This is a genomic window from bacterium Unc6 (assembly GCA_013626165.1).
Classification (GTDB): Bacteria; Omnitrophota; Gorgyraeia; order Velesiimonadales; family Velesiimonadaceae; genus Velesiimonas; species Velesiimonas alkalicola.
Genome location: NDHX01000003.1, coordinates 91,417 through 106,224 on the forward strand (window position 1 = coordinate 91,417; position 14,808 = coordinate 106,224).

Consider the following 14,808-nt stretch of genomic DNA (forward strand, 5'->3'; position numbering starts at 1 on the left):
CTCCTATTTGCGTAAATTCAATTTCTCAAGCACTTCTTTGTATTTCGGTGCATCATTTTTACTTAAATAGTCAAGCAGCTTTCTTCTGCTGCTTATAAGTTGTAAAAGTCCCCTTCTTGAACTGTGGTCCTTTTTATGTGTTTTAAAATGCTCCATAAGTTTTTCTATTCTTTGCGAAAGAATTGCTATCTGGACATAAGCAGAACCTGTATCTTTTGGATGTAGATGAAACTCATTTATCACACTTTCTTTTGTATCTTTTAGTAAATCTACTGCAACCATTTTTTTTATTCTCACCCCCTTTCTGCCTCATTTATTACACACACCAGTATCTTACCACACTATATTATGCTTGTAAATCTTTTTAAACTTTGTTGTTTTTTCCCCCTGCCCCGCTTACGCTTCACAGGGGTTTCACCCCTTTGAATTACCCCTTGAACAATTTGGAAGGTTCAAACCCCTTATTCTATGGAGCGGCGGACGGGGTTTGAACCCGCGACATCAAGCTTGGGAAGCTCGCATTCTGCCAACTGAATTACCGCCGCTTAAAAATCAAGTATCTTCGTTATATCCACATCTTCTTTGTTATCATATATATCTTCAAACTTTTTTTTAAAATCCAAAAATCTTTGTTCTTTTATTCTGTTCCTTGCTGTTCTTAATAGTGCAGAATAAAACCAGAGGTTGTGTATTGTAAGAAGTCGGGGACCTAACGCTTCACTTGCATTAAAAAGGTGTCTGATATAAGAACGGCTAAAATTTTTACAACACGGACAGGGGCACCCTTGCTGGACAGGTTCATCGTCAGAAGAATATATTGCATTTTTTACAAACAATCTGCCCTGCGTTACAAACGCAGCACCGTTTCTTCCGCATCTTGTAGGCATTATACAATCAAAAAGGTCAATCCCTTTTGATATGGAATCTAAAATATCAAGAGGGGCTCCAACCCCCATAAGACACCTTGGTTTGTTGAGAGGAAGTTTTTCTACTGTTAAAGAAACAATTTCTCTTATAAGGCTTGTGGGTTCTCCTACACTTATTCCGCCAATTGCATAACCTGAAAATGGTATTTGAGTAAGTTCGTTACAACATTCTATTCTTAAATTTTGATAGGTACTGCCCTGTATTATGCAGAAAAGAAGAGATTTTTTATCACTATTTTTGACATTCTGATTAAAACTGTTAAAGCTTAATTTTGCCCATTTCACAGTTCTTTTAACAGCTCTTTTTGCGTGTTCTTCTGAACTTGGAAAAGCAACACACTCATCAAGGGGCATTATAACATCCGTATTAAGGTCTGTTTGAATGCCAAGAACTTTTTCAGCAGTCAGATAATGCTTTGAACCATCTATATGAGACTGAAATTCAACGCCATCATCAAACACTTTTCTTAATGTTGCAAGACTGAAAACCTGAAATCCTCCCGAATCTGTAAGTATAGAACCATCCCAGTTCATAAAATTGTGAAGCCCCCCTGATTTTTTTATAATATCTACCCCGGGTCTTAAATAAAGATGGTATGCATTACACAGAAGCATCTTAAATCCGGACTGTTGGACCTCATCAGGGGTAAGTGTCTTAACCGCAGCCTGTGTGCCTACGGGCATAAACGCAGGGGTCTGGACAGGTCCTGACTTTGTATATAAAATCCCGAGCCTTGCGCTGTTATCTTTTCCATCAATTTTAAAAGAACTATCCAACACCAATAATCTCCATACTTAAATCTGCAGATGCAGAAGAATGTGTAAGTGCTCCTATTGATATACGGTCTATTCCGCAGGATGCATACTTTCTTACATTTTTTAAATTCACTCCTCCCGAATATTCAATGATAGGCTTTTTTATTTTAAGTTTTGAACAGATACATTCTGTCCAATCCACCATAGACTTTACAAGATAAGGCCTCATATTATCAAGAAGTATGAGCCCTGCACCTTCTTTTATTGCAACCTCCAATTCTTCCTTATTTTTAACCTCTACCTGAACAGGAAGCCCTGTATTTTTTGTATAATTTAACGCAATTTTTATAGCCTGTTTGTCGTTTTTTAAATCTTTATATAATTTTAAGAATGCCAGATGATTATCCTTGATAAGAACCATATCATAGAGTCCTAACCTGTGATTGACACCTCCGCCTGCTTTTACAGCCATTTTTTCTTCAAAACGAAGCCCTGGATGCGTCTTTCTTGTATCAACAATTAAAACAGAGGATGTCTTTCGGCTGCTCTTTACAGCATCAACATATTTTTTTGTCATTGTTGCTATCCCGCACAGACGCCCTAATATATTAAGAACCGTTCTTTCACAAGAAACAATTGTTCTTGCATCGCCGGATATGTTAGCAACAGTTGAACCGGATTTGACAAGATCTGCTTCTTTAAAAAAATTTTTAATCTTTACTCTGTTTTTAACATTTTCAAAAATAGTTTTTATACAATCAATCCCGCTTAAAACAAGAGCCTGTTTTGCAATTATATTAGCACTGACACTGATATTTTTAGGTATCAGAGAAAAAGATGTAATATCCTCATCCACGCCATCTTCTTCTAATGCAATTTGAACAATTTTTTTAAAAGTATCTTCCCCCATAAGTTTATTTCAAGAGCCTGTGAGCACAATCGCTCACCTGAAGAAAAAAGTTCAAAAAATCAAACGGCCCACTATCGTGGGTACCACGAAATTAAATTCCAAGCACTTTAACGGTATACGGAATAAAATATATGGCTTTCACCAGTTACCTATGCTCTGACACTTGATATCTTGGCATCCAATTATTCTGCTCTCAAAGAAACAATAAATCTTCTCCTTCCTTCACGGATACCCAACAGAATACCCCTCTTCAAATCTGCCTTTAAAATTTCCCTGTTATAGTCACTTACAGATAATACGGGCACTCTGTTAACCTCTTCAATAACCTGTCCAGGCTTTAGCCCCGCAAACTCAGCAGGACTTCCTTCTAACACTTCATTTATAATAACCCCCTTTGCATCTTTCGGAATATTAAACCTTTCTCTTAATTGGTCTGTAAGATTTTCTACGCCAATACCTATCTCTTCTTTTCTTTGTTCACCTTCTTCAACATCTGTCTTTTCTAAATCCAAGGGCATCTGTGCAGTAGTTATCCACACATCTAATGGTTTCCCATTTCTTAACAAAGATATTCTTATTCTTTGTCCGACTTCTTTTAACATTATCTTTCTTACAACATCGTCTGCAGTTTCAATTTTTTCTCCATTAATTGTTCTTATCACATCATATCTTTCAATACCGGCATTCTGTGCGGGACTATCAGGATGCACCTCTGAAACTATTGCTCCTTTAAGTTCTTCCATACCTAAGGATTTTGCCATATCTTTTGTCACAGGTTGTATGCTTACACCAATCCACGCCCTTGTAACCTTACCCTCTTTTATTAAGTCATTCATTACTTTCTTTGCAAGGTTGCTCGGTATTGCAAAACCAATTCCTGTTCCAATTCCATATATCATCGTGTTTATCCCTATCACCTCTGCATCAATATTTATAAGAGGACCACCACTGTTTCCAGGATTTATAGAAGCATCTGTCTGTATGAAGTCTTCAAATCTGCCTGTGCCCAGCCCTGCCCTGCTTTTTGCGCTTATAACGCCAACTGTTACAGTATGTTCAAAACCGAATGGCTGACCTATTGCCATAACCCATTCACCAATCTGAATCTTATCTGAATCTCCCATACTTGCTATGGGCAGCTCCTGTCCCTCCTTGGGCTCAATCTTTATTACAGCAAGGTCTGTTCTTGGATCCTTACCAACAACTTTTGCCGAAAATTCTGATTTATCGCCTAATCTAACAGTTATCCTATCCGCTCCTTCAACAACATGATTGTTCGTAAGAATGTAGCCTCTTTTATCAATTATCACACCGCTTCCGGCCCCTCTTTGTCTTGGACGATGCTGCGGCCGTCTTTGCCTTGGCGTTCTTGGTTCCATCCTCTTAAAAAAATCTTCAAAAGGTGTCCCCCTAAAAAAATCATATTCATCAAAGAATCTAAAACCACGATGTGGAACATTAATTTCTCTTTCTACAGCAAGACTTACAACAGCGGGACTTACCTTTTTTGCAACTTCAACAAACGCCTGACTTAGCACCCTTGCCTGCTCTGTGGCACTTTCTTTTTCCTTCTGTGAATAGGTGGGAAAAGTTATTAGACAAACAACTAACAATAAGAAAAATTTCTTCATCATATATCCTCCCTTCCTTAATGTTAATTATTATAATATATTATTTCCTATATTAAAAGTCAATTTTTTAACAAACCACCCCATTAGAAAGGCGGGAATTTTTTAATGGGGTAACACAGCAAATTTTTTTCTTGACAAGTATATAAATTTTTGATAGAATTTACCCGTATCCAGAAATAGGGTATTTGATAAAATTAGGTTTTTATAGAAAATTTCCGATTTGGTAGCAATAAGTATCTTTAGGACGCCGTGTGGCTTCAAGGCTTTTGCGTTGGGAATCCTGATTTTATCCCCCCGGCTAAAATTTCAGTCGGGGGATATTTACAACCCCTGATTTTTAAGTCATAGGGGCAAGAGAAAGGAGTAGGTAGTGGCAACAGGAACAGTGAAGTGGTTTGACAAACGCAAGGGTTATGGGTTTATAACCTTGGACGAAGGAACAGATGTATTCGTCCATTTTTCTGCCATCGGCGGTGGTGATGGGTTTAAAACACTCGTAGAAGGACAGAAAGTAACACTTGATGTTGTGGACGGACCAAAAGGTAAACAGGCAAATAATGTTGTAGGAGCATAGGGCCGATAAAAAAAGCCTTCCAGACTAAAACTTTAGTCTGGAAGGCTTTTTTTATTATGGAAAAGAGTATTTAGATTGCTTTTTACTGTTCGCACTCTTTTATTATTGATATAAATGATTCTATGTTAAGACTTGCACCGCCAACCAATGCACCATCAATATCCTGTTCCATTAAAAGCCCTTTTATATTATCCGGTCTTACGCTTCCTCCATACAGTATTCTTATGCTGTTCGCTAGACCTTGCGATGTTGCTGTTGCTATAATTTTTCTTATATAAGAATGTATCTCCTGTGCTATCTGGGGTGTGGCAGTTTTTCCTGTTCCTATTGCCCATACAGGTTCATATGCAATAACTATTTTTAATACATCATTGTTATTAAGTCCCGCCAACACTTCTGCAATCTGGTCCGCAACAACTCCAAACGCCTGTCCCTTATCTCTTTCATCAAGTCTTTCGCCAATACACACAATAGGGGTAAGTCCTTCGGAAAGTGCAGATTTTATCTTCTTATTTACATTTTCATTGGTTTCATTAAAATACTGTCTTCTTTCGGAATGCCCTATTATTACAAACCTGCAACCTATACTTTTAAGCATACTGGCAGATATTTCCCCTGTATATGCGCCTTCTTTTTCCCAGAACATATCCTGTGCGCCAAGTTCAATGTTCGTATCTTTAATAATTTCTCTTACGACATATAATGAGGTGAAGGCGGGACATATTGTAATATCAACATTTTTAATATCCTTACATCCATCCAAAATTGCCTGTGCAAGAGACTTTGCCTCTTTACAATTTTCATACATCTTCCAGTTGCCGACAATAAGCGGTTTTCTTTTCACTATTTCTCCTGTAATGCTGCAATCCCGGGCAAAACCTTGCCCTCCATATATTCAAGTGATGCACCTCCACCTGTGGAGATGTGTGTGATGCTATCTGTAAAGCCCATCTGCTGAACAGCTGCAACACTGTCTCCGCCACCTACTATTGTAATACCGCCCTTTTTGGTACATTCCGCACAGGCTTTGGCAATAGAAAGTGTTCCCTGTTCAAACCCCTTCATCTCAAATACACCCATAGGACCGTTCCACATAACCATCTTTGCACCTATTATTTGTTTTGAATAAATTTCCCTTGCTCTCGGACCTATGTCCAGTGCCATCCATCCCTTGCAAAGTTCAGGTGTATCAACGGTCTTTTTGTTTGCAAATGGATCAAACTTATCTGCAATGATATGGTCAACAGGCAAAAGTATTTCCTTGTTTTTTTGTTTTGCCATCTCCAGTGTCTCACCTGCGATCTTCAGAATATCTATTTCTTTGCCTTTTTTATCCGTTATTTTTCCTTCTACCCTGGAATCTCCAACCTCACAGCCCTGTGCTCTTAAAAATGTATAAGCCATTGCACCACCGATAAGACAGGTATCTACAATATTAAGAATATTTTTTATAACATTTATCTTGTCTGATACCTTTGCACCTCCTAAAACAGCAACAAAGGGCCTTCTGGGATTTGCAAGCGAATCACCAATATATTTTATTTCCTTCTCCATCAAAAAACCGGCAACAGAAGAAAGAAAGTGTGCCACACCTTCTGTAGATGAATGTGCCCTGTGGGCTGTTCCAAATGCATCATTTACGAATATATCGCCCAGTAAGGCAATCTTTTTTGAAAATTCAAGGTCATTTGCCTCTTCTTCCGGATAAAATCTTACATTTTCAAGAAGAACCACATCGCCTGATGACATATTCAAAGATATACTTCTAATCTCATCTCCTATACAATCTTTAACATATAACACCTTTTTGCCTAAAAGTTCCTCAAGCCTTTTTGCAACAGGACCCAGCCTCATAGATTCTACAACCTTGCCATCTGGTCTTCCCAAGTGGCTTATCAGAATTGTCTTGGCACCCTGCTTTATACAATATCTTATTGTATTAAGTGCAGCCCTTATCCTTGTATCATCTGTAATATTTAAACTCTTATCAAGTGGCACATTAAAATCAACCCGCATCAATATTCTTTTACCCTGCAGTTCAATATCTCTTACTGTTTTCTTTGCCATAATAATCATCCCTCATCTTAGAGCGCCAGGGCACCAGTCGCCTATTCTTTGGTTATTGGGATTTGGTCATTGGTTATTTACTTGCTATATATTCCAGTAGGTCAATAATTCTGAGTGAATATCCCCATTCATTATCATACCATGCAATAACCTTTACCATATCCTGTATAACCTTTGTGTATTCTGCATCTACTACTGCAGATTTTTCACAACCGTTGAAGTCCTTGCTTACCAGTGGAACATCCGATACCGCAAGATACTTACCCATAGAGCCTGATGCTGCTTTTCTGAATGCATCATTTACAGATTCAGCTGTTGCGATTTTAAGAACATTTACGGTTAAATCAACAACCGATACATTGGGCGTAGGAACACGGATAGCAAAACCGTCCAGCCTACCTTTAAGTTCGGGTATTACAAGACCTATTGCCTTTGCAGCGCCTGTGGATGTCGGTATCATAGAGAGCGCACCTGCTCTTGCTCTTCTTAAATCCTTGTGCGGAAAATCAAGTATATTCTGGTCATTTGTGTATGAATGGATTGTTGTCATAAGCCCTTTGCTTATGCCAAAGTTATCCATCAAAACCTTTGCAACAGGTGCAAGGCAGTTTGTGGTACAGGATGCGTTTGATATGATATTGTGTTTTGAAGAGTCATATTTTGTTTCATTCACACCCATTACAAATGTTCCGTCTTCATTTTTTGCAGGAGCACTGATTATAACCTTTTTTGCACCTGCTTTTATATGTGCATCAGCACCCGGCTTACCCTTATCATGGTCAGTTTTTGCATCCGTAAATCTACCCGTTGATTCTATTACATATTCAACCTCTAAATCTTTCCAGGGAAGTTTTGCAGGGTCTTTTTCAGCAACAACCTTTATTCCTTTTCCATCTATAATAATTGCATCTTCTTTTGCACGAACATCGCCTGGATATATTCCAAAGGTTGAATCATACTTAAAAAGGTGTGCCAGTGTTTTTGAATCTGTAAGGTCATTTACAGCAACAATCTCAATGTCTTCCCTTTTAAGAGCCGCCTTCACTGCAAGACGACCAATCCTTCCAAAACCATTTACTCCTACTTTTATAGCCATATCCTCCTCCTTTTATTTTTCCGAAATTTAGCTGCTCTGTTGGCGATCAAACTCGCCAATGCCCCAGCCCCAAATCCATTATCTATATTCACCACTGCTAAACCCGGTGAACAGGACTGAAGCATAGTCAAAAGTGGAGCAATACCGCCAGCGCCAATACCGTATCCTACTGAGGTAGGCACACCGATAACCGGTAAATGGACCAGACCCTTAACAGTGATAGGAAGAACAGCGTCCATCCCCGCTACCACGATAATGACATCTACATCATTGCTCAACATCTCTTTTAAAGGTTCAAGCACCCGATGAACCCCTGCAATACCTACATCATAGCCGTATAAAACCTCACAGCCCATCTCTTGAGCAAAGACTCGGGCCTCTTCGGCCACGCCAATATCAGAAGTGCCAGCAGCGATTAGTCCAATTTTACCACCGGTTCCGACCACCTTATATCTCCTCTTTTTCACTACAACCATATGAGCCTCATTGTAAACCTTAATAGTAAAGCCCCGGGGAATAGATTTTTTTATCTTCTTAACAAGAGCCGAATCTACACGGGTAACTATTGCCCTGCCTTGGGCTTTGGTCATTTCTATTATAAGTTTAACTGCCCATGTTGGCTTTTTACCCTCAGCAAGAATAACCTCTGGAATGCCTGCCCTGTCTTGTCTGTAAATATCTAACCTTGCCAATTTATCCACGAATTTAAGTTTTAATCTATCAAAAGAGCTCTTCTCTAAAAGAGTTTCTGCTTCCTTTACCGTAATCTTGCCGGATTTAAGTTTTTTTAATATCTCTTTCACCCTTGTTCCTTCAGCCTCATTACTTCTTCTTTAAAAATCTCCCCCCGATGCTCAAAGCTATCAAACATATCAAAACTGGCACATCCTGGAGATAGCAAAACCACGCCTTTAGGTTTTGCCTCCTTAAAAGAGAGTCTGACTGCTTCTTCCATGCTGCGGGCTTTCTTCATGCGGATTACTCCATTTAGATGGGTGCAAATTTTAGAAGTAGCCTCACCTATTAAAACCACGAGTTTAATTTTACTTGCATCAATAGGGGTATTGGCTAAGGCAGGCTTTAATAACGAAAAATCTCCTCCCTTATCTCTTCCTCCTATTATGAGCGATATTTGACCCGGGGCAGAATTAAGACTTGAGACCGCCTTCAAAACAGCATCTACATTGGTAGCCTTAGAGTCATTGATGAAATCTACCCCGTCAAAATGGGTTACAAATTCCATTCGGTGGTTTAAACCCCTGAATGTTCTCAGCCCCTTCTTGATAAGATCTGTATTTAGTCCCTCTAATAGAGGAGGCAGAGACGCAGCTAAGGCATTTTCTACATTATGAAAACCAGGAAGCTGAAAATCTGAAAAAGTACAAAAAGAGAGCTCCCTGTTGTGATCCCGAAATATGAAATTATTCCCTCTTAAAAAAGCGCCTTTTGAAACTTCTGACCTTCGGGAGAACCAATAAATTTCTCCTTTGACTGACCTGTTAAAATGCCTTTGGGTCAATGAATCATCAAGGTTTAAAATAACTTTATTCTGACAGGTAATATTTTTAAAAATATTTTTTCTGGTTTCTATGTAAGATTCCATAGAAGGATATCGGTCGAGATGATCTGCAGTTATATTGGTTAAAATAATATAGTTGGGTTTAAATGTTTTTACATACTCTAATTGGAAGCAAGATACCTCTACAACTGCATATTCATCAGCCATTATACTCTCAACTCTGCTGATAAAAGGGATGCCGATATTCCCCAAAAGATAACTTTTTCTTCCTGCAGTTTTAAAAAGATGATGCACCAAGGTTGCAGTAGTAGATTTCCCATTTGTTCCGGTTATACAGATTAGTTTTCCCTTTAAAAATCTAAATGCTAACTCAATCTCGGAGATAACTTCTTTGCCAAGTGTTTTGAGTTTTTTGAATTCAGGAAATCTAAAGGCACTCACCCCCGGACTCATTACGATAAGCTGTGTTTGAGCTATCCCATCAAAATCAAACGGACCGAAATTAAATCTTACCCCCTTTTTTTTCAAAAATCCCAAGTCTTTAAATTCTTTGTCTGTCTTTTCGTCAAATACGGTAAGATTAGCTTTTTTATTCAGAAGAAAATCAACTACTGCTTTTCCGGTTAATCCAAATCCAATCACTGCTATTTTTTTATTTTTTAATTCCACAAGAATCCCCCGTATCTATACTTGCACCTTTATCTGCACTAGAAACGCTGTTTCTGTATTGAGAAAGGCATCCTTTAATTTCTCCTTCTTTGGGTAGCCAATGCAATCTCCTCTTTTCAAGTTCTTCTTCAGAAACTTCTAAATCTATTCTTCTATTGGGAATATCTATCAAAATGACGTCTCCTTCTTTAATTAGAGCGATGGAACCTCCATCGGCTGCTTCAGGTGATATATGACCTATACAGGGGCCGCGTGTTCCACCTGAGAACCTACCGTCAGTAATAAGGGCTACTGATTCAGATAAGCCTAAACCACAGATAGCTGAAGTTGGCGCTAACATCTCCCGCATACCCGGGCCGCCTTTTGGCCCTTCATAGCGAATAACTACTACATCGCCCTTATTTATTTGGCCTGTAAGTATTGCCTGATGAGCATCTTCCTCACAGTCAAATATCCGCGCCTTGCCCTTAAACTTTTGCATCTTCTCTACCACCGCAGTCTGTTTCACTACCGCTCCTTTGGGAGCCAGATTTCCGTAGAGAATGGCAAGTCCTCCTGTGGGATGAACTGGGTTATCCAAAGAGCGGATTACTTCCGGATTTAAAACTTTCGCATCAGCTATATTCTCACCAATAGTTTTTCCTGTGACAGTCCGACAATTTAGGTTCAATAGAGGTTCAAGCCTCTTCATTATCGCCGGCACGCCCCCGGCTCTATCTAAATCCTGCATTGTCCAAGAGCCACCCGGACGCATATTGCAGATATGTGGTGTGGTTTTAGAAAGTTCGTCAAATAGGTTTAAAGGAATCTCTAATTCGCATTCTTTGGCGATTGCTAAGACTTCCAGGACATCATTGGTAGAGCCGGCTACAGCTAAAGAGACTCTTATCCAATTCTGAAAAGCGGAAAAAGTCATTATCTTTCTTGCGCTAATCTCGTGAGTTACCAAATGGACTATCTGTTTTCCTGTGTCTTTGGCAATATCCTTCTTTTTAGGGTCCAAAGCATGAGAAGTAGCGCAGCCTGGCAAGGATAACCCTAATGCTTCTACTCCACAGGCTAAGGTATTGGCGCTGAACATCCCGGCACAGGTTCCTGCTCCTGGACAGGCACAACTTTCCAGTTCTTTCAATTCCTCTTTGCTCATCTTACCTTGCGAAACCTCACCTATAGCCTCAAAGACATCAATTATATCTACAGGTCTGCCCTTAAAAGCACCAGGTAGCATCGGGCCACCGGTAAGGGCTATAGTAGGAATATCAAGTCTGCCAGCAGCCATTAAATGTCCCGGAACAATTTCATCACAGGCCGGGATAAGCACCATTCCATCAAAGGCGTGAGCCTCAATCATTATCTCAATAGAGTTAGCAATTACATCTCTTGAAGGTAAAGAATACTTCATCCCCTTATGACCCATAGCCAGACCATCACAGACAGCAATAGTGTGAAATTCAAAAGGCACACCACCTGCAGATTTAATACCTTCTTTTACTGACTTAGCTAATTCTTGCAAATGAATGTGCCCGGGAACAATCTCTGTCCAGGAATTAACTACCGCAATGAATGGTTTCCCAAAATCTGCATCCTTTACCCCGCAGGCTTTAAGCAGCGCACGATGTGGCGCCTGCTCCAAGCCTTTTTTAATTCTATTACTTCTGGACATTGTTTTTTCACCCCATCAAAAACTGCCTTGCCTCTCCTACGGTATATAAGGAGCCCGTAATGCAGATTATATCATTTCCCCCCGCCTCGTTCAAAGACTCTCTTACTGCCTCTTCTACATCCCCTACGGTGATGACATTCTGATTATACTTAACTGCAACCTTACACAAATCCTCAGGCAGGGTGGCCCGGGATGTTTTTGGTGCTGTAACCACAACTTTGGAGGCTAAAGGAACGAGTTCTTTCACAATTTTTTCTACCTCTTTATCCTTAAGAATCCCAATAACCAATATTAGCCTCTCTTTTCTCCCATACGCTAACGGACACGAAAGAAACTCCAAAAGAGCCCCTTTAAGTTGTTCTGCTGCGGGATGATTATGGGCACCATCTAAAATCACCAGGGGCGCGTGCCGCACTATTTCCAACCTGCCCGGCCAGCGGGTTGTGGCCAACCCACTCCTTGCATTCTCATCACTGAGCAAAATATTATGAAACTTAAGAAGCTCTATCGCGCCAAGAGCGCAGCAGGCATTAATTAGTTGGTACTTACCTAAAAGTGAAATTTTCAAATTCTTAAATTCAGAGAAAATCCCTTTTACCCCAAATGACTGATTTTCCAAATCTGATTCTAAAAACTCGCATTTTATATCTCTACCTACCTGAAATAGTCGCGCATTGCATCGCTGGCAGACCTTTTCAATTACTGCAAGTGCTTCTCCTTTGGCAGCCGTAATTACCAAGCCATTTTTTTTGATAATCCCGGCATCTTCCCGGGCAATAGAATCAATCTCAGATCCCAATATATCCATGTGGTCATAGTCGCTATTGGTTATCACCGAAACCAGGGGTTCAACTACATTTGTGGCATCTAATCTTCCTCCCAACCCTACCTCCAGGACAGCAAAATCCACTTTTTCTTCAAAAAAATAGGTTAGAGCCATCGCTGTAAGAACCTCAAAGAAAGTCGGATGGCCAAATTCAGAGTCAGCGAATATCTTTTTAATTTGTGATTTAATTTTAGCTAATAATTCTACTACTTTCTCTTCAGGTATCTGACTGCCATTTATGGCTATCCGTTCCCTAAAGTTAGTTAAATGAGGAGAGGTGTATCTACCTACTTTAAAGCCTGCCTCTTTTAATATAGAGCTGATAAATGCTGTGGTAGAACCTTTTCCATTTGTCCCGGCGATATGAATGGACTTAAACTTTACTTGAGGATTTCCTAAAATTTCAAGGAGCCTTTTTATGTTAGACAGACCCAATTTAATGCCAAATCTCTCTAGACTATGTAAATAAGCCAGAGCCTGTTTATAGGTCATCCCAAAAATCCTCTCAAGGTTCCTGCCTCTTCAATTAACATAGTGGGATTTTCCTTTTTTTTCAACAAAAGCAAGATATTTGAGGTCAATCTTTTATGGACGATATGGCTGCTTGTTTGAGGCTCTGTCGACACTTTTAAAGTATTTTCTATAATTTTTAAATCTTCTTCTATGTCTTTTAAGTTCGGATATTTCTTTTTGAGCCTCTTTATATTTTCCCGGTTAACAAATCTGCAAGATCTTTCCAAATCCCACCTTAAATTAGTGTAGTGCCTTTCCAAAACTTCTCCAAGACCTTTTTTTTGAATTATTTTTAATGCCCTGCCTGCGCCAATAATCTCAGGTGGAATACCTAAAGAATACAGAGAGCATGTAAAGGTAATGGCGCGAGGAAAATGAACCCCACGGGTAAATTCCCGGGAATAACCAAACAGTCCTATATGCAGCCTTCGTTCTCTTCGTGAAGGAACAAATTTAGCAGTCTCATTTATCAATCCTGCTATTTTAGTAATATCTCGGCGATAATAAGTCTTGAAAACCTTTATAATCTCTTCCAGGGCTTTTAAGTCTTTGCTTTCTATTAAGGTCATTTTATCTGGTTTTAGCAATTTTGTATTCAGAGTTTTTATCGCCTTTTTAACCCTATCAGGCGGATGGTCATATCGGAAAGAAGACTGTATAGTCACTGTTTTAATCCCCGGATACTCTTTCAGGAAATTCTTGATATTTTCAGGCGAAAGATGTCCTCTGAAAGGAACGGTGCCACAACCAATGATGGGATAGACTTTAATACCTAATTTTGAAGATACCTGATGTGATTTTGATAAGGCGATCTTTGCTGCCAGAACCGCTGGAACCAACCCATAATTTAGTGCCGGGTCAGAACGGGCAATGAATGGACGAATGTATTCAAGCTTTTTGATTTTTGCTAACCCATTTTTATTATAAAGCTCTACATATTTTTCAAGTAACTTATCTATATCAAGCAAATGAGGGATATCTTCAATGAGGGGAATTATCTCAACAGTGGGTGGATTTCCACTTCCGATTTTTGCAGTTGAGTCCATACTAACAAGATGAGATAACTCGGTAAATTTTGTTTGGATATAAATCAATTGTTCTGCCTGGGTTACCATAGGAAGTATAACTTCAAATATTGGAGGACAATGAAGTCCTATGTCTTTAGCAATATCATATGCGGTGATGATATTGACAAAGGCACGTAAGATGCGATAGCTTCCTTTCTCAATCCAGATATTGGGAAATCTATAAGTAAGAAAGATATCTTTGCCTAAAGAATTTTCCTTAAAGAAAGAAAGGTTTTTTTCAAAGAGCCGCTCAATTACTGCCTCATCTACATATTTCCCCTCCCAGTCCCACATAAATTCCTCACAACCTAATTCAAGATATGAAATAAAACACTCCCTAACCTCTTCCCGGCTATCAATAAAACTTTTACCAAGCCAGAATGCCTTTCCAGCATTATCTGGATGTTGTGTAACCATAGTCCTAGGTATTTTCCTCATGGTATTTATATTTTTTACATTGTGGCAGGCTAAAGAACTTGCGACTACCAGTGTCATGAAATATATCAAATATCTCACCCCGATTTGAAGTTGGGGGGATTTTTGAACTTTCTACATACACATAGACTTTTAGTATTATCCAAGTAAGAAAGT

General features: G+C 39.2%; 13 protein-coding genes and 1 tRNA gene. 1 reads left to right on the forward strand and 13 read right to left on the reverse strand.

Annotated elements, in window-relative coordinates; translation table 11 throughout:
• Window positions 1-3: 3 nt before the first annotated feature.
• The 5 genes from B9J78_02110 to B9J78_02130 all read right to left on the reverse strand — a co-directional run bounded on the left by B9J78_02110 (window position 4) and on the right by B9J78_02130 (window position 4,226).
• On the reverse strand, window positions 4-282 hold the full coding sequence (locus tag B9J78_02110) for a 30S ribosomal protein S15 (protein MBA2123723.1): 279 nt from the start codon (window positions 280-282) through the stop codon (window positions 4-6).
• 187 nt (window positions 283-469) lie between these two features.
• Window positions 470-545 (reverse strand) — tRNA-Gly (locus B9J78_02115).
• A complete protein-coding gene (locus tag B9J78_02120) occupies window positions 546-1,706 on the reverse strand; it encodes a tRNA guanosine(34) transglycosylase Tgt (GenBank protein MBA2123724.1) in 1,161 nt (386 codons plus the stop codon).
• Window positions 1,696-2,592 (reverse strand): nicotinate-nucleotide diphosphorylase (carboxylating), encoded by an 897-nt coding sequence (locus B9J78_02125; protein MBA2123725.1) that lies wholly within the window; start codon window positions 2,590-2,592, stop codon window positions 1,696-1,698. The genes B9J78_02120 and B9J78_02125 overlap by 11 nt, the downstream gene beginning before the upstream one ends.
• A 182-nt stretch (window positions 2,593-2,774) precedes the next feature.
• The gene (locus B9J78_02130; protein MBA2123726.1) at window positions 2,775-4,226 is read right to left on the reverse strand and encodes a hypothetical protein; all 1,452 of its coding nucleotides are present in this window, start codon (window positions 4,224-4,226) and stop codon (window positions 2,775-2,777) included.
• Window positions 4,227-4,593: 367 nt separating this feature from the next.
• Between B9J78_02130 and B9J78_02135 the strand changes: the two genes are divergently transcribed.
• Window positions 4,594-4,797, forward strand: a complete 204-nt coding sequence (locus tag B9J78_02135; GenBank protein ID MBA2123727.1) for a cold-shock protein — start codon at window positions 4,594-4,596, stop codon at window positions 4,795-4,797.
• An 82-nt stretch (window positions 4,798-4,879) separates the two neighbouring features.
• On the opposite strand, the gene B9J78_02140 is transcribed toward B9J78_02135, so the two are convergent.
• From B9J78_02140 to B9J78_02175, 8 genes are all read right to left on the reverse strand, one after another.
• Window positions 4,880-5,605 carry a triose-phosphate isomerase gene (locus B9J78_02140; protein ID MBA2123728.1) on the reverse strand — a complete coding sequence of 242 codons (726 nt, stop codon included), beginning with the start codon at window positions 5,603-5,605 and terminating at the stop codon, window positions 4,880-4,882.
• A gap of 35 nt (window positions 5,606-5,640) precedes the next feature.
• Window positions 5,641-6,864 (reverse strand): phosphoglycerate kinase, encoded by a 1,224-nt coding sequence (locus B9J78_02145; GenBank protein MBA2123729.1) that lies wholly within the window; start codon window positions 6,862-6,864, stop codon window positions 5,641-5,643.
• Between the two features lie 73 nt (window positions 6,865-6,937).
• On the reverse strand, window positions 6,938-7,960 hold the full coding sequence (locus B9J78_02150) for a type I glyceraldehyde-3-phosphate dehydrogenase (GenBank protein MBA2123730.1): 1,023 nt from the start codon (window positions 7,958-7,960) through the stop codon (window positions 6,938-6,940).
• The gene (locus tag B9J78_02155; protein MBA2123731.1) at window positions 7,951-8,763 is read right to left on the reverse strand and encodes a hypothetical protein; all 813 of its coding nucleotides are present in this window, start codon (window positions 8,761-8,763) and stop codon (window positions 7,951-7,953) included. The genes B9J78_02150 and B9J78_02155 overlap by 10 nt, the downstream gene beginning before the upstream one ends.
• Window positions 8,760-10,163 carry a UDP-N-acetylmuramoyl-L-alanine--D-glutamate ligase gene (locus tag B9J78_02160; GenBank protein MBA2123732.1) on the reverse strand — a complete coding sequence of 468 codons (1,404 nt, stop codon included), beginning with the start codon at window positions 10,161-10,163 and terminating at the stop codon, window positions 8,760-8,762. The genes B9J78_02155 and B9J78_02160 overlap by 4 nt, the downstream gene beginning before the upstream one ends.
• The gene (locus B9J78_02165) at window positions 10,132-11,811 is read right to left on the reverse strand and encodes a dihydroxy-acid dehydratase (GenBank protein MBA2123733.1); all 1,680 of its coding nucleotides are present in this window, start codon (window positions 11,809-11,811) and stop codon (window positions 10,132-10,134) included. The genes B9J78_02160 and B9J78_02165 overlap by 32 nt, the downstream gene beginning before the upstream one ends.
• Before the next feature lie 7 nt (window positions 11,812-11,818).
• Window positions 11,819-13,129 (reverse strand): hypothetical protein, encoded by a 1,311-nt coding sequence (locus B9J78_02170; protein MBA2123734.1) that lies wholly within the window; start codon window positions 13,127-13,129, stop codon window positions 11,819-11,821.
• Window positions 13,126-14,712 carry a phosphoenolpyruvate carboxylase gene (locus tag B9J78_02175; protein MBA2123735.1) on the reverse strand — a complete coding sequence of 529 codons (1,587 nt, stop codon included), beginning with the start codon at window positions 14,710-14,712 and terminating at the stop codon, window positions 13,126-13,128. Before B9J78_02175 ends, B9J78_02170 begins: the two co-directional genes overlap by 4 nt.
• Between the last annotated feature and the right edge of the window lie 96 nt (window positions 14,713-14,808).